This window comes from Pseudomonas sp. (genome assembly GCF_035554175.1).
Taxonomy (GTDB): domain Bacteria; phylum Pseudomonadota; class Gammaproteobacteria; order Pseudomonadales; family Pseudomonadaceae; genus Aquipseudomonas.
Window position 1 is genome coordinate 92,001 of the sequence record NZ_DATMIV010000021.1, and the last position, 22,767, is coordinate 114,767.

Consider the following 22,767-nt stretch of genomic DNA (forward strand, 5'->3'; position numbering starts at 1 on the left):
GACACAGGTAACTCATGAAGCAATATCTCGAACTGGTCTCGCACGTCATTCAGAACGGCACCAAGCAGGCCAACCGCACCGGTATCAACACCATCAGTTTCCCGGGAGCGATGCTGCGTTTCGATCTGCAGGAAGGTTTCCCGGCGATCACCACGCGCAAGATGGCCTTCAAATCGGCCATCGGCGAGATGTGCGGGTTTCTGCGTGGCGTGAACAACGCCGCTGAATTCCGCGCGCTGGGCTGCAAGGTCTGGGACCAGAACGCCAACGAAAACGCCCAGTGGCTGGCCAACCCGTTCCGTCAGGGCGACGACGACCTCGGCGAAATCTACGGCGTGCAGTGGCGCAAATGGCCGGCGTACAAGCAGATCCCGCTGAGCAACACTGCAGCCATCGAACAAACCTTGAGCAACGGCTACAAGCAGATTGCCCAGGGCGAAGAAGACGGTCAGGCCTACGTCGTGTTGTACAAGGCGATCGATCAGGTGCGCCAGTGCGTCGACACGATCATCAAGGACCCGGGCAGCCGGCGCATCCTGTTCCACGGCTGGAACTGCGCGCAACTCGATGAGATGGCCCTGCCGCCGTGCCATCTGCTGTACCAGTTCCACCCGAACGTCGAGACCAGAGAAATCTCCCTGACCTTGTACATTCGCTCCAACGATCTGGGTCTGGGCACACCGTTCAACCTCACCGAAGGCGCCGCGTTGCTGAGCCTGATCGGGCGCCTGACCGGTTACACGCCGCGCTGGTTCACCTATTTCATCGGCGATGCCCACGTCTACGAAAACCATCTGGACATGCTCAATGAACAGCTCAAGCGCGAGCCGTTCGCCATGCCGAAACTGAAGATCTCCGATCGCGTGCCGGAGTTTGCCAAGACCGGTGTGTATCAGCCGGAGTGGCTGGAGTTGGTCGAGCCGAGCGATTTTTCGCTGGAAGGCTATGAGCACCACCCGCCAATGACCGCGCCGATGGCGGTTTAAGCCACAACGCAGAACCCCTGTGTAGGAGCTGCCGAAGGCTGCGATCTTTTGATCTTGCTGTTTATAAAATCAAAAGATCGCAGCCTTCGGCAGCTCCTACATTTGGTTTTGTTGTGTCCTTAGTGTCCATGGCTGCGGCCTACGTGGGAGTGTTCGACCTCTGTCGCCACAACCCCGCCACTCACTTCCAGCCGCTGCAAGATCCCGCATTGCTCAGCCTCCGGCCCTTCGCCACAGCGTTGGCGCAGGTCGAGCAGTTGCGTCTGCAAGGCCAATAACCCGTCAATCCGCGCCTTCACATGCTGGATGTGCTCATCGATCAGCGCGTTGACGCTCTCGCATTGATCCTGCGGACTGTCGCGCAGGGCGAGCAGGCTGCGGATTTCTTCGAGGGTCATGTCGAGGGTGCGGCAGTTGCGGATGAAGGTCAGGCGCTCGGCGTGGGCCTGGGTGTAGACGCGGTAGTTGCCGTCGCTGCGGGCCGGTTCCGGCAGCAGGTTTTCGCGCTCGTAGTAGCGGATGGTTTCCACCGCGCAGTCGGTGAGTCTGGCCAGCTCTCCAATCTTCATGACGGCAATCTCCAAAAAGGGTGCTTGACCCTATAGTGGCTACAGGGTCTTTACTTGGCAACAGGCACCTTCATGGACGCGACCAATGAGCGATTCCCTGCACACTCACAAGCCTGGCGACGGGCACGATCACAGTCATAAATTGCAGCCTGTGCATAAACACGGCCACGTGGGCGATTCCTGCTGCGCTTCGAAAGCCGCCGCGCCTGCACGGGTGCAATTGAGCGAAAAGACCAGCGCCGACGCGCGACTGAGCAGTTTTCGCATCGAGGCGATGGATTGCCCGACCGAGCAGACGCTGATCCAGAACAAGCTCGGCAAACTCGCCGGCGTGCAACAACTGGAATTCAACCTGATCAACCGCGTACTCGGCGTAACCCACAATCTGCCGGACACAGCGCCAATCACCGAGGCGATCAAATCCCTTGGCATGCACGCCGAGCCCCTGAAGGAAGGCATGGATGCGCCAGCGCCGGTACCGGTGAAGAAACACTGGTGGCCACTGGCGCTGTCGGGCCTGACCGCGGCGGCCGCCGAAGTCATCCATTTCACCAGCGCCGCACCCGACTGGGTGGTGGCAGTCGTGGCGCTGGTGTCGATCCTCAGCGGCGGCCTCGGCACCTATAAAAAGGGCTGGATCGCCCTGAAAAACCGCAACCTCAACATCAATGCGCTGATGAGCATCGCTGTTACCGGCGCGATCCTGATTGGCCAGTGGCCGGAAGCGGCGATGGTGATGTTCCTGTTCACCGTCGCCGAGCTGATCGAAGCGCGCTCGCTGGATCGCGCGCGCAATGCGATCAGCGGCCTGATGCAGATGACCCCAGAGCAGGCCACGGTGTTGCAGGCTGACGGCAACTGGTGCGAACAAGAGGTTAAAAGCGTCGAACTCGGTGCCCGCGTGCGGGTAAAACCCGGTGAGCGCATTGCCCTTGACGGCGAAGTGCTCAGCGGCAGCTCGACCATCGATCAGGCGCCGATCACCGGGGAAAGCCTGCCGATAGAGAAAACCGTGGGCGACAAAGTCTTCGCCGGCACCATCAACCAGGCGGGTTCGCTGGAATACACCGTGACCGCAGCGGCGAGTAACTCAACCTTGGCGCGCATCATCCACGCCGTCGAGCAAGCCCAGGGCGCGCGGGCGCCAACCCAGCGTTTCGTCGATCAATTCTCGAAAATCTACACCCCGGCGGTATTCGTCTTTGCCTTGGCCGTGGCGGTCATTCCGCCGCTGTTCATGGGCGCGGCGTGGTTTGACTGGATCTACCGTGCGCTGGTGTTGCTGGTGGTCGCCTGCCCGTGTGCGCTGGTGATTTCCACTCCGGTGACCATCGTCAGCGGCCTCGCAGCGGCGGCGCGCAAAGGTATTCTGGTCAAGGGCGGCGTGTATCTGGAGGGCGGTTTCAAGCTCGATTACCTGGCGCTGGATAAAACCGGGACGATCACCCACGGCAAACCGGTGCAGACCGATTACCTGTCGCTCGATCCGACCGCCGATGCCAGTGCGCCGGCAATCGCTGCCGCGCTGGCCGGGCGTTCCGATCACCCGGTGTCGCTGGCTATCGCCAATGCTGCTGTGGATAAAGACCTTGCCACGCTGACTGTGGATAACTTCGCCGCGCTCGGCGGGCGGGGCGTCAAAGGCGAGATCAACGGCCAGACTTATCACTTGGGCAATCATCGTCTGGTCGAAGAGTTGGGCCTGTGCTCGCCGCAGCTGGAAGAAAAGCTGTTTGCCCTGGAGCAACAGGGCAAATCCGTGGTGCTGCTGCTCGACAGTTCAGGCCCGTTGGCACTGTTTGCCGTGGCCGACACGGTCAAGGAAACCAGCCGCGAAGCGATTCGCCAATTGCATGAACTCGGTGTGAAAACCCTGATGCTGACTGGGGACAACGTCCACACCGCCCAGGCGATTGCGGCTCAAGTCGGCATTGACGAGGCGCGCGGCGATTTGCTGCCGACCGACAAACTGCAAGCCATCGAAGCGCTCTACGCGCAGGGTCACCGGGTCGGCATGGTCGGCGATGGCATCAACGACGCCCCGGCGCTGGCCCGCGCCGAGATCGGTTTCGCCATGGCTGCCGCGGGTACCGACACGGCGATCGAAACCGCTGATGTCGCCCTGATGGACGACGATCTGCGCAAAATCCCAGCGTTCATCAGCCTGTCGCGCAATACCGCGAGCATTTTGAAACAGAACATCGCCCTGGCGCTGGTGATCAAGGCGATCTTTCTTACGATAACCTTCGCCGGGCTCGCCACCATGTGGATGGCGGTGTTCGCCGACATGGGCGTGAGCTTGCTGGTGGTGTTCAACGGTTTGCGCCTGCTGCGCAAATAGCGATGAGGAATGGCTGTGCTGAGTGCCGAGCTGAAAGCGTTTTACATGGTCGCCCGCCTGGGCAGCATTACGCTGGCGGCGAAAAAGCTTGGCCTGAGCCAACCGACCGTGACCACGCAGATCCGTAATCTGGAAAGCCAGTATTCAGTGGAGTTGTTCTACCGCGGCGGCCGCCGCCTGAGTGTCAGCGAAGAGGGCGCGCGGCTGCTGCCGATGGTCAAAGCGTTGTTGCAGCAAGAGGCCGACATCGAGTTCTTCCTGCGCAACAGCGGTCAGGTGCAAGGCACATTGCGCATTGCCGCCACCGCGCCGTATTACATTCTCGATTTGGTAAAAACCTTCCGCGAGCGTTTACCGCAGGTGGAAGTGTCAGTGGAAATCGGCAACTCGCAGCAGGTTGTTGAAGCGCTGGAGGATTACCGGGTTGACGTCGCCGCATCGTCGCAACTGCTCGACGACGCGCGTTTGATTCGCCGGGTGCTCGGCACCGATCCGCTGGTGCTGGCGGTGCATCGCAATCATCCGTTGGCGGCGCAGGAGCATGTGACGCTGAGTGCACTGGCCGGGCATACGTTGTTGATGCGCGAGTCGGGCTCAACCACGCGGCGGTTGACCGAAGAGTTGCTGGCCAGTGCCGGAGTCAGCTTCGGGCCGTTGCTGGAGATCGGCAGTCGCGAGTCGATTCGTGAAGCGGTGCTGCGTAATATCGGCATCAGCATCATCGCCCGCCAGGAAGTGCCGCACGATCCGCAGTTGCGCGTGCTGACCATCGAGAATGCGCCGCAGATCCCCGAATATTTGTATTGCCTCAAGGAAAGGAAGGGCGCGCGGTTGCCGGCGGCGTTTTTGGGGCTCGCACAGGAAATGTCCCCGGCCTGAAGATCAAAAGATCGCAGCCTTCGGCAGCTCCTACAGGTCGACGCATTCCAATGTAGGAGCTGCCGAAGGCTGCGATCTTTTGACTTCCAACCAAAATCCCCGAATACCACTATCAGCCGTTTTGGCCTCACTGCCACATGACGGACGCATTACAACTCTAGGATTGGCCTCATCCGTTTGATGAGGTCTGTCCATGAATCCTGCGATCGCAACTGCCCTGACCAATCCCGGTGCGCCGATGAAAGTGCGCGGCGTGCAGAAGCGCTTCGGCGCGTTCACCGCGCTGGATAACGTCTCCCTCGACGTCGCCGCCGGTGAGCTGGTGTGTCTGCTCGGCCCGTCGGGCTGTGGCAAGACCACGCTGCTGCGCTGCATCGCCGGGCTGGAGAAGCAGGACAGCGGCGAGTTGTACCTGGGTGAGCGCGATGTCTCGCACCTGGCCCCGCAAGCGCGGGATTACGGCATTCTGTTCCAGTCCTACGCGCTGTTTCCCAATCTGACCGTGGAAGCGAACATCGCCTACGGTCTCGCCGGCAGTGGGCGTGATGAAGTGCGCCGCCGCGTCGCTCAGATGCTCGAACTGGTCGGGCTCACCGGCAGTGAGAAAAAATACCCCGGCCAATTGTCCGGCGGGCAGCAACAACGGGTCGCGCTGGCTCGCGCATTGGCGCCGGCACCGTCGCTGTTGTTGCTGGATGAACCGATGTCGGCCCTCGACGCTCGGGTGCGCGAGCATCTGTGCACCGAGCTGCGCGAGCTACAGCGCAACCTCGGCATCACCACCCTGATGGTCACCCACAATCAGGACGAAGCGATGCTGATGGCCGATCGCATCGCAGTGATGAACAACGGACGTGTCGAGCAGTACGCCACCCCGCAAGAGATCTACAACCGCCCGGCCACGCCGTTCGTGGCCGAGTTTGTCGGCCAGGGCAACTGGCTGCCGTTCCAGCGCAGCAGTGCCAGCCACGCGCAGGTTGGCGGGATGCAACTGCGCCTGGCCGATGGCAGCGTGCAGAGCGCCTCGGGTCGACTGTTCTGTCGTCCGGAGGCGATCAGCGTCAATCCGCTGGTGCACGAAGAGAACCTGTTTCCCGCCCAGGTTCGTGAGATCACTTTCCTCGGCAATCGCTGCCGGATGAGCTTCGAACTCGATCAATTGCCGGGCCATCCTCTGCTCGCTGAACTCGCCCCAGAAGCCATGCCGCGCCTCGGCGCTCAGCAGATCATGGTCGCCTTGCCGCCGCGCAGTTTGCAGGTGTTCGCGTGATGAACAGCAACCTCGCGCTGCCGCTACCGCACAAGCAGGTAAGGCAGACTTCCCGTGCCGAGATCGGCGATCGCCTGTTCGTGATCGGCGGCAAAGTTTTCCTGCTGGTGCTGCTCGGCCTCGCGGTGCTGCTGCCGTTGCTGGCGATCTTCTGGCGCGGTTTCAGCAATGACGCCGGGCAGGGCGGCGGCTGGCGCGCGGCGCAAGAACTGCTGACCAGTGCCAATTTCCATTGGCTGCTCGGCAACAGCCTTAAAGTTTCCCTCAGTGTTGCGACCATCGTCGTACCGCTGGCCTACCTGTTTGCCTACGCCCTGCAACGCACAATGATTCCGGCCAAAGGCATGTGGCGCGCAATTTCCCTGCTGCCGCTGATGGCGCCGTCGATGCTGCCGGGGATTGCCCTGGTGTATCTGTTCGGCAACCAGGGCATGTTGCGCGGGTTGCTCTCGGACAATATCTACGGGTTCTGGGGGATTGTGCTGGGCGAGGTGATCTACACCTTTCCCCATGCGCTGATGATTTTGCTCTCGGCGTTGTCGCTGGCCGATGCGCGTCTGTTCGACGCGGCGTCGAGCATGGGCGCCAGCCCGGCCAAAGCGTTTCGCAGCATCACCTGGCCGGCGACCCGCCAGGCCGTGTTCGCCGCGTTCTGTCTGGTGTTCACCCTGACCATCACCGATTTCGGCGTTCCGGTGGTGGTCGGGGGCGATTATCAAGTGCTGGCGCTGGAAGCCTACAAAGCCGTGGTCGGCCAACAGCAATTCGGGCGCGGCGCATTGATCGGCATGGTGCTGTTGCTGCCGGCGCTGTTCAGCTTCGGGGTCGATGCCTGGCTGCGCCGACGTCACGGCGACGCCATGAGCGGGCGTGCTCAGGTGTTCAAACCTGCACCGTCGAAACTGCGCGACGGCTGCTATCTGGCGATTGTCCTGCTGATCAGCGCCGCGCTGTTGCTGGTGTTCGGTATGGCAGTGTTCTCCTCCTTGGTGAAGTTCTGGCCATACAACCTCTCGCTGTCGCTCAACCACTATCAGTTCAACGACACCGCCGGCGGAGGCTGGCTGGCCTATGGCAACAGTCTGAAGATGGCTTTGGGCACGGCACTGATTGGCAGTGTGCTGATTTTCACCGGGGCTTATCTGATGGAGAAAACCCGCACCCAGCGCGGGCTGAACCTGACCCTGCGCATGCTCAGTTTCGTGCCGATGGCGGTGCCGGGACTGGTGCTCGGTCTGGGTTACGTCTTTTTCTTCAACCTCAGCGGCAACCCGCTGCATGTTTTGTACGGGACGATGACGCTGCTGATCGTCTGCACCATTGCGCATTATCTGACCACCGCACAAATGACCGCGACCACCGCGCTGCGCCAGCTCGACGCCGAGTTCGAAGCCGCTGCGCTATCGCTCAAGGCGCCGCTGTACCGACATTACCTTCGCGTGACCGTGCCGATCTGCCTGCCGGCGCTGTTGGATATCGTGCGCTATCTGTTCGTCTCGGCGATGACTACGGTTTCCGCAGCGATCTTCCTCTACAGCCCCGACACCATCCTCGCGGCGGTGGCGGTGCTGAACATGGATGACGCCGGCAACGTCGGCGGAGCGGCAGCGATGTCGACCCTGATTCTGTTTACCTCGGCCGGCGTGTCGCTGCTGCTGGCGTGGGCCTCGCGCGGCTTGCTGCGCCGCTCCCAGGCCTGGCGGCAAACCGCGCCTGGTCACTGATTCTTACCTTCAACTGCCCTCCACTCAAAAGACAGGATACCGATCATGTTCAAGCCTATGGCCCTGGCCGCTGCTGTGCTCGCGACTTTCAGCCTGAATGCCGTTGCGGCGAAAACCGAGTTGACGGTCTACACCGCCCTCGAAGCCGAACAACTCAAGTCCTATAAGCAAGCCTTCGAAAAGGCCAACCCGGACGTCGAGATAAAGTGGGTGCGCGACTCCACCGGGATCATCACCGCCAAACTGCTCGCCGAAAAAGCCCGGCCGCAGGCGGACGCGGTGTGGGGCCTGGCGGCGTCCAGCCTGGCGATCCTTGATCAGCAAGGCATGCTGCACAGCTATGCGCCCAAAGATCTGGGCAAGATCGGCGCGAACTACCGCGACGCCGCCAACCCGCCCGCCTGGGTCGGCATGGACATCTGGGCTGCAACCATTTGCTTCAACACCGTCGAAGCCGAGAAGCAAGGCCTGAGCAAACCGCTGAGCTGGCAAGACCTGACCAGGCCTGAGTACAAGGGCAAGATCGTCATGCCCAACCCGGCTTCGTCCGGTACCGGTTTCCTCGACGTCAGCGCCTGGCTGCAAACCTTTGGCGAAAAGCAGGGCTGGGCCTACATGGATGGCTTGCACCAGAACATCGGCCAGTACGTTCACTCCGGCTCCAAGCCTTGCAAACTCGCAGCGGCGGGCGAATTTCCAATCGGGATTTCCTTTGAATACCCGGCGGTACAGCTCAAGCGCCAGGGCGCGCCGCTGGACATCATCCTGCCGAAGGAAGGCCTGGGTTGGGAGATCGAAGCGACAGCGGTGATCAAGGGCACGCCGCATGAAGAGGCAGCGAAGAAACTGGCCGATTTCTCCGCCAGCGCCGAGGCGATGGACCTGTACAAGGAGAACTTCGCCGTGCTCGCGCAGCCGGGGATTGCCAAGCCACAGACCGAATTGCCAGCCGATTATGAGCAGCGCCTGATCAAGAACGACTTTGCCTGGGCCTCGAAGAATCGCGACGAGATCCTGGCCGAATGGCGCAAGCGCTATGACGGCAAGTCCGAGAAAGTGGTTGCCAAGTAAGAATTTTTCGACTGACAAGGCCCCTTCGCGAGCAGGCTCGCTCCCACATTGGATCGTGTTCACAACACAATTCCCCTGTGGGAGCGAGCCTGCTCGCGAATGCGGTCTCTCATGCAGGACATCATCCAGATGACCCAACACAAAGACCTGCTCATCGTCGGCGCCGGCATCCTCGGCCTGTCCCACGCCTATGCCGCTGCCAAACGTGGCCTCAAGGTCGCGGTGTTCGAACGCACTGCCACGCCCCTGGGCGCCTCGGTACGCAATTTCGGCCAGGCACTGGTCACCGGCCAGCCACCCGGCATCATGCTCGAGCTGGCCAGGGCCAGCCGTGAAATCTGGGGTGACTGGGCGCAACTTGCCGGCCTGCAGATCAGGCGCAACGGCTCCTATTGGTTCGCCCGCAACGAAGCCGAAGAACACCTGCTCCAGGTCTTCTGTGCAGGGCGCGCGATCGAGCATGGCTACAACGTCGAGCTGCTGCGCGGCGCCAAACTCGGTGATTTGTACAGCGGCCGGTTCGGCCATCACCGCGCTGCGTTGCACGGCATCGACGATCAACAACTCTATTCCCGTGAAGCAATTCCAGCGCTGATCGATTACCTGCGCCGCGACCTTGGCGTCGAGTTTCACTTCTCTGCACTGGTGCGCGACGTTGAGCCGGGCCATCTGCACAGCACCGCTGGCCGCTTTACCGCGAAGCAGATCATCGTCTGTTCCGGTCACGATTATCAGACCTTGCTGGCCGAGCCGATTGCCGCGCTCGAACCGCAGATCTGCCGCCTGCAAATGCTCCGCGCCAGAGCGCAAATCGGGCTGAACCTGCAACACGCCGTGCTCACCGGTCTGAGTTGCGTGCACTACGGCGCCTTTGCCGATCTGCCGCAAGCGGCGGCGGTGCAGGCGCAGATCCTGCGCGAGCAACCGCACCTGCACGCCAACGGCATTCACCTGTTGATCAGCCCGACACCTTATGGCGACCTGATCATCGGCGACTCACATCATTACGGCAGCGATGCGTCGCCGTTCAACGCCGAGCAGGTCGACCACTGGATGCTCGAACTGGCCGAGCAGACGCTGGGCTGCAAGGTACAAGTGGTCGAGCGTTGGCAGGGCGTCTACGGGGCTCGCGGCCCGGGGCCGTTTTCATTCCTGCGCCCGGCGCCGGGATTGAGCGTGGCGCTGATGCACACCGGCGTTGGCATGAGCGTCGGCCCGGCGCTGGCCGAGCGCAACATCGCGCAGTTGCTGGAGGAGGCATGAATCACCAGCAGGTGGTGGGGCGGGTGTTCGGCCTGTATGAACGCTTCGGCGCCAGCGATTACATCGGTGAACCGGTATCGCAGATCGAGCACATGTCCCAGACGGCCGAGCTGGCGATGGCCGAAGGCTGTGATGATGAAGTGGTGCTCGCGGCGTTTTTCCATGACATCGGCCATTTCTGTGCCGAGGGCGCGGACGACTTGGGCGGATACGGCGCGGTCAGCCATGAGCGGCTGGGCGCGGATTATTTGCGTGAGGCGGGTTTCAGCGAGCGGCTGGCGCGGCTGGTGGAGTATCACGTGCAGGCCAAGCGTTATCTGACGTTGCGTGAGCCGGGGTATCACGCGCAGTTGAGTGAGGCGAGTCGGCGCACGCTGGAATATCAGGGCGGGGTGATGAGCGAGGCTGAGGCAGATGCGTTTGCGGCAGATCCGTTGTGTGCGCTGAGTCTGCGCATACGGCGCTGGGATGAGTTGGCGAAGGAGCGGGCGGTGCCGGTGATGGATTTGGCTGTATTGAAAGAGAAAGCGGCGCGACTGCTTGCTGCTTAGGACTGCGCACCGAGGTGCTGCATTCGCGAGCAGGCTCGCTCCCACAGGGATCCGCATTCCAATGTGGGAGCGAGCCTGCTCGCGAATGGGCCAGGCGCTACAAATCTTCAGCCAACGCCTCAATCTGCTCCTGCCGCTCTGCCTGATTCAACTTCGCATGCGGATTGAGCGACGACCACTGCGGATGGGCGCGGGCCTTGCTCAAGGCTTCGGGCAACTTGCCTTCGCGCCAGGTCTTGTCCACAGGCGTGGCCACCTGAATGCTCTCCATCGCCGCATGCCCACGCTGGTCGAGCGCCAGCAACAACTGACGCTGGCGCAACGCCAACAGGCGCAGCACTCCATCATCGACTGTCAATTCCCGCTGGCCCTTGATTTTGCCGAGCAGGCGACTGCCATAACTGCGCGCCGTTTGCAGCACGCCACCGGCGATCGCCCCCGCCAGCGCCGCCGCGCCGAGGGTAATCCCGCCGACCAGCAGATCCACGCCAGCCCCGGCCGCCGCACCGGCAGCAATACCGCCGCCCACGCGCACGCCCAGTTGCTTCAAGGTTTCCGGGTTGAACAGGTCATCGCCCCAACGCCCGTCCAGCAATGGCAAATCACTCGCCGCTGCATCCTGCGGGCGGAACGCGTAGAGCTTGAGCAACGCTTCCACGCACTTTTGTTCGCGCTGACGCACGGCTTTGCGCAACTCGCTGATCGCTTGCTGTTCCTGCGCCGCCTCGCTGACCACACTGCGCCGGCACGCAGCACAGTCAATCAGCAATTCGGCAATCAAACGCGCCGCACTGTGCTGTCGCGCCAGGCGCTGAGCCTGTTGATCGGCGATCAATCGCTCCAGTTGCGCACGGGCATTTTCCAGCAGCAGCGCGAGGCTTTCGTACAAGCGGCGCTCGCCATCCTCGGGCGGCGCGACGCTGTCGAAACGCACCAGTGCATGCAGCCCTAGCCGCGCCAGCGCTTCGCGCCAATCCGGCTCGCGATGGTGGGCGCAGCTGACGAAGTTCAGCACCGGCAGCAGCGGCTTGCCACAGCTGGCCAGCACTTGCAGTTCGTCGCGATATTTGGCCAGCACCGGTTCGCGGGCGTCGATCACATACAGTCCCGCGTCTGAGGCGAGCAGTTGCCGCAGCACTTTGGCCTCCTGTTCGAAACGCTGGCGCGCCTCGCTGCCGTCGAGAAACCTTGCCAGCCGCGCCGGACCGTCGAGGCGTTCGCCGGGGCGTTCCAGACGTTCAAGAAAATCCAGCAGGGCGATGGCATCTTCCAGCCCCGGCGTGTCGTAGAGTTCGAGCAACGGCTCACCGTCCACCGACAAGCGCGCGCCTTCGACATGTCGGGTGGTGCTCGGCCGATGGGAGACTTCGCCGAAGCCGACATCGCGGGTCAGCGTGCGCAGCAGCGAGGTCTTGCCGACGTTGGTGTGGCCGACCACTGCGAGTTTCAGCGGCGCCTTGTGTGGATCAGTCATGACCGCTCTCCAGCCAGTTCATCGGCGCGCAATCGGCGAACGGCAATTGCAGTTGCTGCAACGCCACGTGCCAGTCGCCCAAGCGTTCGCCATCCAGCGCTTCGCCGGGCGGTGCTTGCAGCAGCCAGATCCGGGTGGCGCCGGCATTGCGCGCCAGTTCGGCGATCAGCGCGAGGCTGCCGCGATCCGGCGAGCGCCGTGGGTCGCAAGCGATGGCCAGGCGTGCCGGCGGGAAGCGACTGAGTTGTTCGAGCAGTTTGTGCCGCGATTCGCGGCTGTCGAGGACGCCGGCATTGCTGACGTTTTTCGGCAATGCCGGCGGCCACGGGCGTTGTTCGTCGAGTTCGATGGCCACCAGCAGCGCGCCTTCACTGGCAAGTTCGCCAACGTTGCTTTCGACGCGATGCAGTTGCGCCGGCTCCGGGTCACTGACGCCGAGGCGTTCGCTGGTCGGCATCAGCCGTTCACGCAGTTGCGCGTAGCCGGGCAGGTTCAAGTCCAGGCGTAGCGCAACTTTGCCGACGTTCCAGCGCCACAGACACAGCAGCGCCAGCAACAGCCGCGGCAGCACGCCGTAAACCACCAACACGCCGACCAGCCAGCTTGCCCAGGCCTGACGGGCGCTTTCGATGTGGAGAGCACCGTCGCCGCTGGCGCGGATCATCTCTTGAGTGGGCACGTTGAAGCCGAGCAGTGAAGGCAGATAACCGAGCGCTTGGGTGACATGGATAAAGGTGTCGGCGCCAAGGATCGTGGTTTCCCAGACAAAGCCGTAACGCCGTGTGGCCATCAGCGTCAGCAGCAGAATCAGCGCGCTGAGCATCGCCAGTAGCCACAGGCCGTTGACCAGTGCACCGAGCGCCCAGCGATTGAGTTTCCTGCGCTGCAGCATCAGCAGCAACGCCGGCGCCAGTTGTGCGGCCTGGGCATCGCGCGCGAGTTTTTCGCTGAGCCACAGCCATAAGCGCCCCAGTGTTGCACCGTGTTCGCCCGCGAAGAGCAATCCCAGCACCCAGCTCAACAGCAGAAGCAGATTGATCCCGAGCAGACTGCCCAGCGCCCAGAACACATTGACCGGCGTCTGCCCCAATGCGGCAAACGCCAGACCGGCGCCGCTCAATACCGCGAAGATCATCAACAGCATCAGCGCCAGACGCGCGCCTTGCAGCCAGTGCTTGAGAGCGGCCGTCAGCCCGTCACGCTCGGACAGCCATAACGCCCGGCGCTGAACGCGGCTCGGCAAATCGCCGCCAGCGCTGCGGGCCAGCCGATTGGCTTCCAGATCCTCCAGGGGACCTGCGTGTTCTTCGCGCAGGCGGATGGTTTCGGTGAGCCAGAGGTTTTGCAGTGGAGTCAATTCAGTCACGCGGCGTCCCGTCGTTTGATCGAGCGCTGAGCATAACCGCTGTGGCGCTTATCGGGGTAAGCGCGGCTCTGGTATCCTCGCCGGCATGACTAAATCACTCCCTTTAAGCCTGATCGCAGCTCTCGGTGAAAACCGCGTGATCGGCGTCGATAACAGCATGCCCTGGCACCTGCCGGGGGACTTCAAATACTTCAAGGCAACCACCCTCGGCAAGCCGATCATCATGGGCCGCAAGACCTGGGATTCGCTCGGGCGGCCATTACCGGGGCGCTTGAACATCGTGGTCAGCCGTCAGCCTGATCTGATACTGGAAGGAGCCGAGGTCTATCCGTCGCTGGAAACGGCGGTGGTTCGCGCCGAGGAGTGGGCGAAAGCCCAAGGCGTCGATGAGTTGATGCTGATTGGCGGCGCGCAGTTGTATGCGCAAGGACTGGCGCAGGCCGATCGTCTGTACCTGACCCGCGTAGCGCTGAGCCCGGAGGGGGATGCGTGGTTTCCGGAGTTTGATCTGAACCAGTGGAAACTGGTGTCGGATGTGCCGAATCCGGCAGAGGGCGACAAGCCCGCGTACAACTTCGAAGTCTGGGAAAAAGCCTGAAAGATCGCAGCCTTCGGCAGCTCCTACAGGGTGTGCGCATGCCCCCCTGTAGGAGCCGGCGAAGCCTGCGATCTTTTGATTTTGCTCTACATCAAGCCTGCGCCAACTCTGCATGCTCATCCGCATCCAGCAGCGCTTTATCAGTCTGCTGCATCACCTGACTGGTAATCGCCCCCGCGGTGATCGAGCCACTCACGTTCAATGCCGTGCGGCCCATGTCGATCAGCGGCTCGACCGAAATCAGCAACGCCACCAGTGACACCGGCAAGCCCATTGCCGGCAGCACGATCAGTGCGGCAAACGTCGCGCCGCCACCGACTCCGGCCACACCTGCCGAACTCAACGTGACAATCGCCACCAGCGTCGCGATCCACAGCGGATCCAGCGGGTTGATGCCGACCGTTGGCGCGACCATCACCGCCAGCATCGCCGGGTACAGGCCGGCGCAACCGTTCTGGCCGATGGTCGCACCGAACGACGCGGCGAAACTGGCGACCGACGACGGAATGCCCAGACGTCGGGTCTGCGCCTCGATGCTCAGCGGGATGGTCGCTGCGCTGGAGCGGCTGGTGAAGGCGAACGTCAACACCGGCCAGATCTTGCGGAAGAAACGCAGAGGGTTGATGCCGGCGGCGGAGACCAGAACGCCGTGCACCACAAACATCAGGCCCAGGCCGATGTACGACACCACTACGAAACTGCCGAGTTTGATGATGTCCTGCAGATTGGAGCCGGCGACCACTTTGGTCATCAGCGCCAACACCCCGTAGGGGGTCAGCTTCATCACCAAACGTACCAGACGCATCACCCAGGCCTGCAGGGTGTCGATGGCGTTGATCACTTTCTGACCTTTTTCCACGTCGTCCTTGAGCAGTTGCAACGCAGCGACCCCGAGGAATGCCGCAAAAATCACCACGCTGATGATCGAAGTCGGCTTGGCCCGCGCCAGGTCGGCGAACGGGTTCTGCGGGATGAATGACAGCAGCAGTTGCGGCACATTCAGGTCGGCGACCTTGCCGGCATAGTCGTTCTGAATGGTTTGCAGACGGGCCATTTCCTGAGTGCCGGCGACCAGGCCTTCAGCGGTGAGGCCGAACAGGTTGGTCAGGCCGATGCCGATCAACGCCGCGATGGCGGTGGTGAACAGCAGCGTGCCGATGGTCAGGAAACTGATCTTGCCCAGCGACGAGGCATTGTGCAGACGCGCCACGGCACTGAGGATCGACGCGAACACCAATGGAATCACGATCATTTGCAGCAATTGCACATAACCATTGCCGACCAGATCGAACCAGCCGATCGAGGCTTTCAGCACCGGGTTGCCGGCGCCGTAAATCGTGTGCAGCGCGACGCCGAACGCGACGCCGAGGACGAGTGCGAGCAGGACTTTTTTCGCCAGGCTCCACGAGGTGTGACGAGTTTGCGCCAGACCCAAGAGCAGGGCGAGGAACACCAGCAGGTTGAGAATCAGCGGTAGATTCATGAGGACTCCAGAAAAGACTTTGCCAACAGCCATCCGGGGCTGCTGCGAACCGGCAAGCCTAACAGTTTGATTTGCAATGAATTAATACCGAAATCGCAGGGTGTCCGTCGTTTTTGGAATAAGCGCGTGTCGCTGTCGGCAACGCAGCTGGCGCGCAGGGGACGTATGCGGTCGCTGACAGGCGAGGGTTGTCACACTTATTTGTTAGCGTCGAACTCTTTTCGATCGGGGAGTAGCGCGGATGAAAATTGCACGCACATTGTTGGCTGTTGCACTGGCGGCGGGCCTCGCCGGTCAGGCCTTTGCCACTGACCTCAAGCACTGGCCGGCAGATCAGGCCAAGGCGCTGGACGCAATGATCGCGGCCAATGCCAACAAGGGTAATTACGCGGTGTTCGACATGGACAACACCAGTTACCGCTACGATCTCGAAGAATCCTTGCTGCCATTCATGGAAAACAAGGGCCTGATCACCCGCGAAAAACTCGATCCCTCGCTGAAACTGATGCCGTTCAAGGACACCGCCGAGCACAAGGAGAGCCTGTTCAGTTATTACTACCGCCTCTGCGAAGTCGACGACATGGTCTGCTACCCGTGGGTGGCGCAGGTGTTCTCCGGTTTCACCCTCAAGGAACTCAAGGGCTACGTCGATGAGCTGATGGCCTCGGGCAAACCGGTGCCGGCGACTTATTACGAGGGTGATGTGGTGAAGACGCTCGAGGTTCAGCCGCCGAAAATCTTCACTGGCCAACAGGAGCTGTACAACAAGCTCATGGAGAACGGCATCGAGGTCTACGTGATGACTGCCGCTTCAGAGGAACTGGTGCGCATGGTCGCGGCGGATCCGAAGTATGGCTACAACGTCAAACCGCAGAACGTCATCGGCGTTTCTCTGCTGCTCAAGGATCGCAAGACTGGCGAGCTGACCACCGCGCGCAAACAGATTACTGCCGGTAAATATGACGAGAAAGCCAACCTCGGTCTCGAACTGACACCGTACCTGTGGACCCCGGCAACGTGGATGGCCGGCAAGCACGCAGCAATCCTGACCTACATCGATGAGTGGAAAAAACCGGTGCTGGTCGGTGGCGATACTCCGAGCAGCGACGGTTACATGCTGTTCCATGATGTGGACGTGGCCAAGGGCGGGATGCACTTGTGGATCAACCGCAAGGACAAGTACATGGCTCAGATCAACGGCATGATGGCCAGGCATGCAGCGGCGCAGGCTGAAGAAGGGTTGCCGGTGACGGCGGACAAGAACTGGGTGATCGTCAAGCCTGAAGACATTCAGTAACCCACACAGGGCCAGTGTGGGAGCGAGCCTGCTCGCGAAAGCGTAGTGTCAGTCGCCATCTCTGTTTCTGACATACCGTATTCGCGAGCAGGCTCGCTCCCACAGTTTGATATTCAGAGACTTCGAATTTTCTGCCAGACAAAAAAATGCCCCGCACTTGGCGGGGCATTTTGTTTCGGCGATTGACGCTTACAGGCCGTCAAGCATCGCTTTGTTACGCACCGCACCCTTGTCTGCGCTGGTCGCGAGCAGGGCGTAGGCCTTCAGCGCAGTGGTCACTTTACGCGGACGCTGTTCAACCGGTTTCCAGCCTTTCCTGTCCTGTTCGACCCGGCGTGCTGCCAGTTCTTCGTCGCTGACCAACAGGTTGATCGAGCGGTTTGGAATATCGATCAGCACCTTGTCGCCATCCTGCACCAGACCGATCGCGCCGCCGGCTGCAGCTTCTGGCGAAGCGTGGCCGATCGACAGGCCGGAAGTGCCGCCGGAAAAACGACCGTCGGTGAGCAGCGCACAGGCTTTGCCCAGGCCTTTGGATTTCAGGTAGGAAGTCGGGTAGAGCATTTCCTGCATGCCCGGGCCGCCTTTCGGGCCTTCGTAGCGAATGATGACGATGTCGCCTTCTTTCACTTCGTCGGCGAGGATGCCGCGCACGGCACTGTCCTGGCTTTCGAAGATTTTCGCGTTGCCTTCGAAGACGTGGATGGACTCATCGACACCGGCGGTTTTCACCACGCAGCCATCCAGCGCGATGTTGCCGTACAGCACGGCCAATCCACCTTCTTTCGAATAGGCATGCTCGAAGCTGCGAATGCAGCCGTTTTCACGGTCGTCGTCCAGGGTTTCCCAACGGGTCGACTGGCTGAACGCAGTTTGCGTCGGGATGCCTGCCGGACCTGCCTTGAAGAAGTGGTGCACGGCTTCGTCGCTGGTCTGGGTGATATCCCACTTGGCGATGGCTTCTTCCATGCTGCGGCTGTGCACGGTCGGCAGGTCGGTGTGCAGCAGGCCGCCACGGGCCAGTGAACCGAGGATGCTGAAAATGCCGCCAGCGCGGTGCACGTCTTCCATGTGGTACTTCTGGATGTTCGGTGCGACTTTGCACAGCTGCGGCACGCTGCGCGAGAGACGGTCGATGTCGCGCAGGTCGAAGTCGATCTCGGCCTCCTGGGCCGCTGCGAGCAAATGCAGGATGGTATTGGTCGAACCGCCCATGGCGATGTCGAGCATCATCGCGTTCTCGAACGCCTTGAAGTTGGCAATATTGCGCGGCAGCACCGATTCGTCGTTTTCACCGTAATAGCGTTTGCACAGCTCTACAATGGTGCGGCCGGCCTGGAGGAACAGCTGTTCGCGGTCGCTGTGGGTGGCCAGGGTCGAACCATTGCCCGGCAAGGCCAGACCCAGTGCTTCGGTCAGGCAGTTCATCGAGTTGGCGGTGAACATGCCGGAGCACGAACCGCAGGTCGGGCAGGCGCTGCGCTCGTACTCGGCGACTTTCTCGTCAGAAGCGCTGGAGTCGGCGGCGATCACCATGGCGTCGACGAGGTCGAGACCGTGGGAGGCGAGTTTGGTCTTGCCGGCTTCCATCGGACCGCCGGAAACGAAGATCACCGGGATGTTCAGGCGCAGTGCAGCCATCAGCATGCCCGGGGTGATCTTGTCGCAGTTGGAAATGCAGACGATGGCGTCGGCGCAGTGGGCGTTGACCATGTACTCGACGGAGTCGGCGATGATCTCGCGGCTTGGCAGCGAATACAGCATGCCGTCGTGGCCCATGGCGATGCCGTCATCGACGGCGATGGTGTTGAATTCCTTGGCCACTCCACCGGCACGTTCGATCTCGCGGGCGACCAGTTGACCCAGGTCCTTGAGGTGCACATGCCCCGGGACGAACTGGGTGAACGAGTTGGCGATGGCGATGATCGGCTTCTTGAAGTCGTCATCTTTCATCCCGGTGGCGCGCCACAGTGCGCGGGCGCCGGCCATGTTGCGGCCGTGGGTGGATGTTTTCGAGCGGTAATCTGGCATGGAGCACTCCGGGCGGCTAATCACATACAAAAGGGGAGTGAGCTTCTATTGACCTCTGAAACACCCGAAAAATGGCCGTGTGTCCGGAAGTTGCCGATGACGTTGCGGGATCGCCGCTGGTCTCAGCCTGAGCTCATAAACCCGCCGGGGATGAATGGCGATGAATGAGGCGATTCTACACCGCTGGCGTCGCGAGGGAATGGCGCAGCGTTGTTCTCGTGCCGATGAAGCGCGTGGGATGACGACTGGCAGGGTCAGCCATCCCCTGACTGAGTTACCGCGGGGGCCTGCAGACTTCGCGCGCGTCGGCCAATGATGCCGTTGATTGCCAGGGCGATGCCGCTCAATACCACGAAACCGTAGCCCAGTGTCACTTGCAGGTTGGCCGGGCTCAGGCTGACCAGGGCGCTGATCAGTCCGCCGCAGATGAAGATGATCGTACTGCCGGCTGAAGCCGATGTGCCGGCGTGTTCGGGGAACAGGACCATGGCCCTTGAGTTGGCGATCGGCCGAGCGATGGTCGTGCCGGCCGTGCAGATCAGCATCGGAATCAGAACCGTGGCCGAGGACAACTCATGAGTGGCGGCCAGATACAACATGACCAGCCCCGAAAGCAGAATCAGGCCTAAGCCGGTGAATATTTGCCCGCCCGGACTGATGTGCCGGTTCAGTACGCTGGCGAGGATGCCGCCGAAGATATAGGCGACACCGTAGATCAGCAGGACCAGCGCGAAATCATAGGGCTCCAGTTGCAGCTTATCCATGAAGATCAATGGCGAAATGACGATGAACGAAAAGTGGCAGGCAAAGGCAAACGCGGAAATCAGCCAGTAGCCGACAAATTCGAAATGGCCCAGCACCCGTCGGTAGGACTGTACGAAGCCCCGGTGTGCAGTGCCTTGAGCGGGACGGCTGTTGTCGAGCAATCGCCAGGTCTTGATCAGCACCACGGCGGTCAGGCCAATGAATACCCAGAAATTTCCGCGCCAGCCAAGCGTTGCCTGAAGAAAAGTACCCGCCAGCGGTGACACCGAAATGAAAATGCCTGTCGCGGTGACCATCAGGATCCGCAGTCGATCACGCTCGTTGCCTTCGAACAGATCCTGTACCAGCGCCTGGGACAGCACGAAGCAACCGCATCCGAGCGCCTGTATCACCCGGAAAATCAGGAACAACGTGAAGTCATTGCTGAGCGCACAGCCAAGCGCGCCGAGCAGCGACACGCTCATGCCGGCCAGTAGCAGGCCCTTGCGGCCGATCACATCGGACAGCGGCCCGATCAATAACTGCGCAAACGCAATGCCCACGGCGAACAGACTGATCGAGAGGGCAATGTCGTTCGGGGATCGAGCAAAGTGAGCTGCCAGCGCCGGGAAGGAGGGCAGCAATACATCCAGCGGGAACACGCCAAGCAGGATCATTGCCAGCAACAGGCTGACGGCACCACGCTGTTGGCGGCGGGTGACGACACGGCTGTGTTTATCCATCGAGCAATCCTGCTTTGGCGAAAAGTGTCTGGTTATGAGGCAGCGCAAAAAAACCGGCCTTGCGCAGGGCCTCCACGGTGGGTCTGGAGCCGGCGCGGGCACGGGCGCGGTTGGCCTGCACCGTCACCATGGTGCCGACAATCTCCATCACATCGCTGTCAGCAATACCGGCTGAACGCAGGCTTTGTTGCAGCCAGCTCTCGTCGGCCTCAAAGAAAATCGAAATGATCTCCACCAGCGTCCTGCTGACGAACAGGCGCTGACGACTGTTCATTGCGATCCAGAAGTAATGGAACGCTTCGGCGAAATACCGACTGTGCCGAGCTTCGTCGGCGAGGTGATCGCGCAGCATGTCGTTCACGCTGGAAACCAGCGTGTCGCGGCATACCTCCAGCAACTCACGGGCAATGATGGTTTCCGAGACAAATCCAAGCAGGAACCAGGCGAGTGCGCGGTTCTTCTCCGGTGTGCGCGCGATCAGGGCGTTCATGCGGGTGATACGCCTGGGGATGACCGGGCGTCGGGTGATGTTGTAGTGCGCGGCGATCTGCTCGGCAATCTGATTGGAGAACAGCGCGTGATAGCCCTCGTCGGTGTACAGCTGCAGCGCAGCATGCTTCATCGGCAAAGGTATGTAGATGGGCAGCTCCCGATGCACGATGACTTCCACTGCGCGGTTGACGATGCGATGTTCAAGCAAGGTGGTGTAGTCGAGGAAATACACCAGATGATTGGCCGTGAGGCGGTGCAGTGTTCCGCGCCCCTTGGCCTGAATGGCGGGATGCTCGAGATAGGGCAGAAAGGCCGGTGGAAACCAGTAGCGGGTCTGCAGCTGCTGCTCGACATCGCCCGGCAACCGATAGTCATGGGTGCTACTGCGTACCGAGGCGCGGCTTTCCCACTCGGGAAGGGTAAATTTGAGCGACCATGACACCGGGGCCTCGCTCTCATCCATCCTGTTGGGAATCATGACGACACCCCGCACAGCAGATCCCGCATTTCCTGGCACATCGCCTGGCCATCGCTTTTGCCGCAACCGACAAAAAACAACGGTTGCTCGGCACTGCCTTCGAGGCCGAGCAGGGTTTCCACCTGTCTGTCGGCAAACGCGCCGGTCAGCCAGGTGTTGAGTCCCAGCGTTGTCGCGACCAGTTGGAAGGTTTGCGAGAGATGACCCGCCTCGATGAACGCCATGCGGTAGGCACGCGAGTGTTCGTACTTCCACCAGAGTCGATCGAACCTTGCGGTGATGAAGATGCCCAGCGGCAGGTTATTGATGAAGTGCTGGCCGGCGAGCAGTTGGCCCAGTGCCGGTTCGGGCAACGGATTGATGCGGCTCAAAGCGTGTCTGGCGGGGTGGTAGGCGTAGATGCCGGGCTCGAGCCCGACAACGTTCTGCGCCATAAGAAAGCCTTCACACGCGTTCAGGCCACCGCCAGACGGGCTGCTTCGACGGGCATGAAGGCCTGGCGCGACAGGGTCTTCGTGCGCATTCGCGCGCGGCGGAAGATAGCCGAGCGTGAAGTACAGCAGTGTGCCTGCTTCCTCCAGTGTCACCGCTGCACCGGTGTAGGATCGGCAGGTTTTTCGCTTCAGCAGGGCCTGACTCAGACTGTCATCATTCATGGCGCCAGGCGCAGGCAGGGAGATCAGCGTCTCCACCGACTGCAGCTTTCTCCCTGTGGCGGGTTCCGGCTTTGCCAGCACCTCGCTGCAATGCGCCAGATATCGCCTTGACCACTCGTGAATATCCTGCGGCATATATTCGCAAGGAATGTTTTGTGTGCCGATGTGATAGATTTTCGACAGTTCATCCCAGCCCCAATCCGGGCTGTCTATTTTTGCAATGGTTAGAATGCCTGCGTCCAGAAGTTGTATGTCTATTATGTTGTGCGGGTCAAACAGGTCCGGGTTGCTTATAAGTTGGGCGAGGCGATTTGAGTAGTCAAGGTCAAGCTCATGCTGAGTATGATCCTTGTAGTTCCAGACAACTTGTCCGGGTGGGCGCGGCAATATAAATAGAAATGGATTGATATACATTTATTCAGGTCACTCAGGGAAAGTCTAAAGGACGCCGGAGTGCCGGCACTCTCCGGCGTCCTGACTTACTTAGCGGGCTTTGGCTGCAACCAGGAAGGCCAGGTTGGCGATTTTGTTTGTTTCCAGATAAATGATTTTCATGGTGTGAACTCCTTGTTCATTGAAAGTTGAAGTCGCTTCGTGGCGACAACTTCATAATAGTTTGTAATCGAATATTGGCAAGTGGATATTAAGTAGGAATATTCCAGTAATTTTGTCGGAGTGATCTTGTGTCGAGTCTTTAATGTGTAGGTTAATTTTCCATAATTAACGTGCGCGGAGAAACGTCCTTCAAGGT

18 protein-coding genes are annotated in these 22,767 nt (G+C 61.0%); 10 read left to right on the plus strand and 8 right to left on the minus strand.

Going from position 1 to position 22,767, the window contains the following annotated elements; all coding sequences use genetic code 11:
• The first annotated feature begins 14 nt into the window (after positions 1-14).
• Positions 15-986, plus strand: coding sequence for a thymidylate synthase (locus VNV36_RS11175; protein WP_325717803.1), 972 nt, complete (start codon positions 15-17; stop codon positions 984-986).
• Between the two features lie 119 nt (positions 987-1,105).
• Here VNV36_RS11175 and cadR read toward each other — a convergent pair whose 3' ends face one another.
• Positions 1,106-1,555, minus strand: a complete 450-nt coding sequence (cadR, locus tag VNV36_RS11180) for a Cd(II)/Pb(II)-responsive transcriptional regulator (RefSeq protein ID WP_325717804.1) — start codon at positions 1,553-1,555, stop codon at positions 1,106-1,108.
• An 85-nt stretch (positions 1,556-1,640) separates the two neighbouring features.
• Here cadR and VNV36_RS11185 point away from each other — a divergent pair, with 85 nt between their 5' ends.
• The 7 genes from VNV36_RS11185 (at position 1,641) to VNV36_RS11215 (ending at position 10,654) form a co-directional block, all read left to right on the plus strand.
• Positions 1,641-3,896 (plus strand): heavy metal translocating P-type ATPase, encoded by a 2,256-nt coding sequence (locus VNV36_RS11185; RefSeq protein WP_325717805.1) that lies wholly within the window; start codon positions 1,641-1,643, stop codon positions 3,894-3,896.
• Positions 3,897-3,911: 15 nt separating this feature from the next.
• The gene (locus VNV36_RS11190) at positions 3,912-4,775 is read left to right on the plus strand and encodes a LysR family transcriptional regulator (protein WP_325717845.1); all 864 of its coding nucleotides are present in this window, start codon (positions 3,912-3,914) and stop codon (positions 4,773-4,775) included.
• 193 nt (positions 4,776-4,968) lie between these two features.
• A complete protein-coding gene (locus tag VNV36_RS11195) occupies positions 4,969-6,045 on the plus strand; it encodes a putative 2-aminoethylphosphonate ABC transporter ATP-binding protein (RefSeq protein ID WP_325717806.1) in 1,077 nt (358 codons plus the stop codon).
• On the plus strand, positions 6,045-7,769 hold the full coding sequence (locus VNV36_RS11200) for a putative 2-aminoethylphosphonate ABC transporter permease subunit (RefSeq protein WP_325717807.1): 1,725 nt from the start codon (positions 6,045-6,047) through the stop codon (positions 7,767-7,769). The genes VNV36_RS11195 and VNV36_RS11200 overlap by 1 nt, the downstream gene beginning before the upstream one ends.
• Before the next feature lie 45 nt (positions 7,770-7,814).
• Positions 7,815-8,840 (plus strand): putative 2-aminoethylphosphonate ABC transporter substrate-binding protein, encoded by a 1,026-nt coding sequence (locus tag VNV36_RS11205; RefSeq protein WP_325717808.1) that lies wholly within the window; start codon positions 7,815-7,817, stop codon positions 8,838-8,840.
• A gap of 129 nt (positions 8,841-8,969) precedes the next feature.
• Positions 8,970-10,103, plus strand: coding sequence for a TIGR03364 family FAD-dependent oxidoreductase (locus VNV36_RS11210; RefSeq protein WP_325717809.1), 1,134 nt, complete (start codon positions 8,970-8,972; stop codon positions 10,101-10,103).
• Positions 10,100-10,654: a phosphonate degradation HD-domain oxygenase gene (locus tag VNV36_RS11215; RefSeq protein WP_325717810.1), complete on the plus strand. Its 555-nt coding sequence runs from the start codon at positions 10,100-10,102 to the stop codon at positions 10,652-10,654. The genes VNV36_RS11210 and VNV36_RS11215 overlap by 4 nt, the downstream gene beginning before the upstream one ends.
• A gap of 97 nt (positions 10,655-10,751) precedes the next feature.
• Here the strand turns inward: VNV36_RS11215 and VNV36_RS11220 are convergent, their stop codons facing one another.
• Positions 10,752-12,128: a GTPase/DUF3482 domain-containing protein gene (locus VNV36_RS11220; RefSeq protein WP_325717811.1), complete on the minus strand. Its 1,377-nt coding sequence runs from the start codon at positions 12,126-12,128 to the stop codon at positions 10,752-10,754.
• Positions 12,121-13,494, minus strand: a complete 1,374-nt coding sequence (locus VNV36_RS11225) for a DUF2868 domain-containing protein (RefSeq protein WP_325717812.1) — start codon at positions 13,492-13,494, stop codon at positions 12,121-12,123. The genes VNV36_RS11220 and VNV36_RS11225 overlap by 8 nt, the downstream gene beginning before the upstream one ends.
• Before the next feature lie 85 nt (positions 13,495-13,579).
• Between VNV36_RS11225 and VNV36_RS11230 the strand changes: the two genes are divergently transcribed.
• Positions 13,580-14,092, plus strand: a complete 513-nt coding sequence (locus tag VNV36_RS11230) for a dihydrofolate reductase (RefSeq protein ID WP_325717813.1) — start codon at positions 13,580-13,582, stop codon at positions 14,090-14,092.
• A 91-nt stretch (positions 14,093-14,183) separates the two neighbouring features.
• Here the strand turns inward: VNV36_RS11230 and VNV36_RS11235 are convergent, their stop codons facing one another.
• Complete coding sequence (locus tag VNV36_RS11235; protein WP_325717814.1) at positions 14,184-15,575, minus strand: L-cystine transporter; 1,392 nt, start codon at positions 15,573-15,575, stop codon at positions 14,184-14,186.
• Positions 15,576-15,816: 241 nt separating this feature from the next.
• On the opposite strand from VNV36_RS11235, the gene VNV36_RS11240 reads away from it, so the two are divergent.
• Positions 15,817-16,872, plus strand: coding sequence for an HAD family hydrolase (locus tag VNV36_RS11240; RefSeq protein ID WP_325717815.1), 1,056 nt, complete (start codon positions 15,817-15,819; stop codon positions 16,870-16,872).
• A 189-nt stretch (positions 16,873-17,061) separates the two neighbouring features.
• On the opposite strand, the gene ilvD is transcribed toward VNV36_RS11240, so the two are convergent.
• The 4 genes from ilvD to VNV36_RS11260 form a co-directional block, all read right to left on the minus strand.
• Positions 17,062-18,903: a dihydroxy-acid dehydratase gene (gene ilvD, locus VNV36_RS11245; protein ID WP_325717816.1), complete on the minus strand. Its 1,842-nt coding sequence runs from the start codon at positions 18,901-18,903 to the stop codon at positions 17,062-17,064.
• A 254-nt stretch (positions 18,904-19,157) separates the two neighbouring features.
• A complete protein-coding gene (locus tag VNV36_RS11250; RefSeq protein WP_325717817.1) occupies positions 19,158-20,390 on the minus strand; it encodes a multidrug effflux MFS transporter in 1,233 nt (410 codons plus the stop codon).
• A complete protein-coding gene (locus tag VNV36_RS11255) occupies positions 20,383-21,360 on the minus strand; it encodes a diiron oxygenase (RefSeq protein WP_325717818.1) in 978 nt (325 codons plus the stop codon). The genes VNV36_RS11250 and VNV36_RS11255 overlap by 8 nt, the downstream gene beginning before the upstream one ends.
• Entirely contained in the window at positions 21,357-22,430 is a 1,074-nt protein-coding gene (locus VNV36_RS11260; protein WP_325717819.1) for a SagB family peptide dehydrogenase, read from the minus strand. Before VNV36_RS11260 ends, VNV36_RS11255 begins: the two co-directional genes overlap by 4 nt.
• Between the last annotated feature and the right edge of the window lie 337 nt (positions 22,431-22,767).

Excerpts from the sequence above, each read along its gene's own strand:
- VNV36_RS11210 (WP_325717809.1), top strand. The coding sequence starts at position 8,970 with ATGACCCAACACAAAGACCTGCTCATCGTCGGCGCCGGCATCCTCGGC.
- VNV36_RS11215 (WP_325717810.1), top strand. The coding sequence starts at position 10,100 with ATGAATCACCAGCAGGTGGTGGGGCGGGTGTTCGGCCTGTATGAACGC.
- VNV36_RS11175 (WP_325717803.1), top strand. The coding sequence starts at position 15 with ATGAAGCAATATCTCGAACTGGTCTCGCACGTCATTCAGAACGGCACC.
- ilvD (WP_325717816.1), bottom strand. The coding sequence starts at position 18,903 with ATGCCAGATTACCGCTCGAAAACATCCACCCACGGCCGCAACATGGCC.
- VNV36_RS11205 (WP_325717808.1), top strand. The coding sequence starts at position 7,815 with ATGTTCAAGCCTATGGCCCTGGCCGCTGCTGTGCTCGCGACTTTCAGC.
- VNV36_RS11220 (WP_325717811.1), bottom strand. The coding sequence starts at position 12,128 with ATGACTGATCCACACAAGGCGCCGCTGAAACTCGCAGTGGTCGGCCAC.
- VNV36_RS11235 (WP_325717814.1), bottom strand. The coding sequence starts at position 15,575 with ATGAATCTACCGCTGATTCTCAACCTGCTGGTGTTCCTCGCCCTGCTC.
- VNV36_RS11255 (WP_325717818.1), bottom strand. The coding sequence starts at position 21,360 with ATGATTCCCAACAGGATGGATGAGAGCGAGGCCCCGGTGTCATGGTCG.
- VNV36_RS11195 (WP_325717806.1), top strand. The coding sequence starts at position 4,969 with ATGAATCCTGCGATCGCAACTGCCCTGACCAATCCCGGTGCGCCGATG.
- VNV36_RS11200 (WP_325717807.1), top strand. The coding sequence starts at position 6,045 with ATGAACAGCAACCTCGCGCTGCCGCTACCGCACAAGCAGGTAAGGCAG.
- VNV36_RS11250 (WP_325717817.1), bottom strand. The coding sequence starts at position 20,390 with ATGGATAAACACAGCCGTGTCGTCACCCGCCGCCAACAGCGTGGTGCC.
- VNV36_RS11185 (WP_325717805.1), top strand. The coding sequence starts at position 1,641 with ATGAGCGATTCCCTGCACACTCACAAGCCTGGCGACGGGCACGATCAC.
- VNV36_RS11230 (WP_325717813.1), top strand. The coding sequence starts at position 13,580 with ATGACTAAATCACTCCCTTTAAGCCTGATCGCAGCTCTCGGTGAAAAC.
- VNV36_RS11240 (WP_325717815.1), top strand. The coding sequence starts at position 15,817 with ATGAAAATTGCACGCACATTGTTGGCTGTTGCACTGGCGGCGGGCCTC.
- VNV36_RS11260 (WP_325717819.1), bottom strand. The coding sequence starts at position 22,430 with ATGTATATCAATCCATTTCTATTTATATTGCCGCGCCCACCCGGACAA.
- cadR (WP_325717804.1), bottom strand. The coding sequence starts at position 1,555 with ATGAAGATTGGAGAGCTGGCCAGACTCACCGACTGCGCGGTGGAAACC.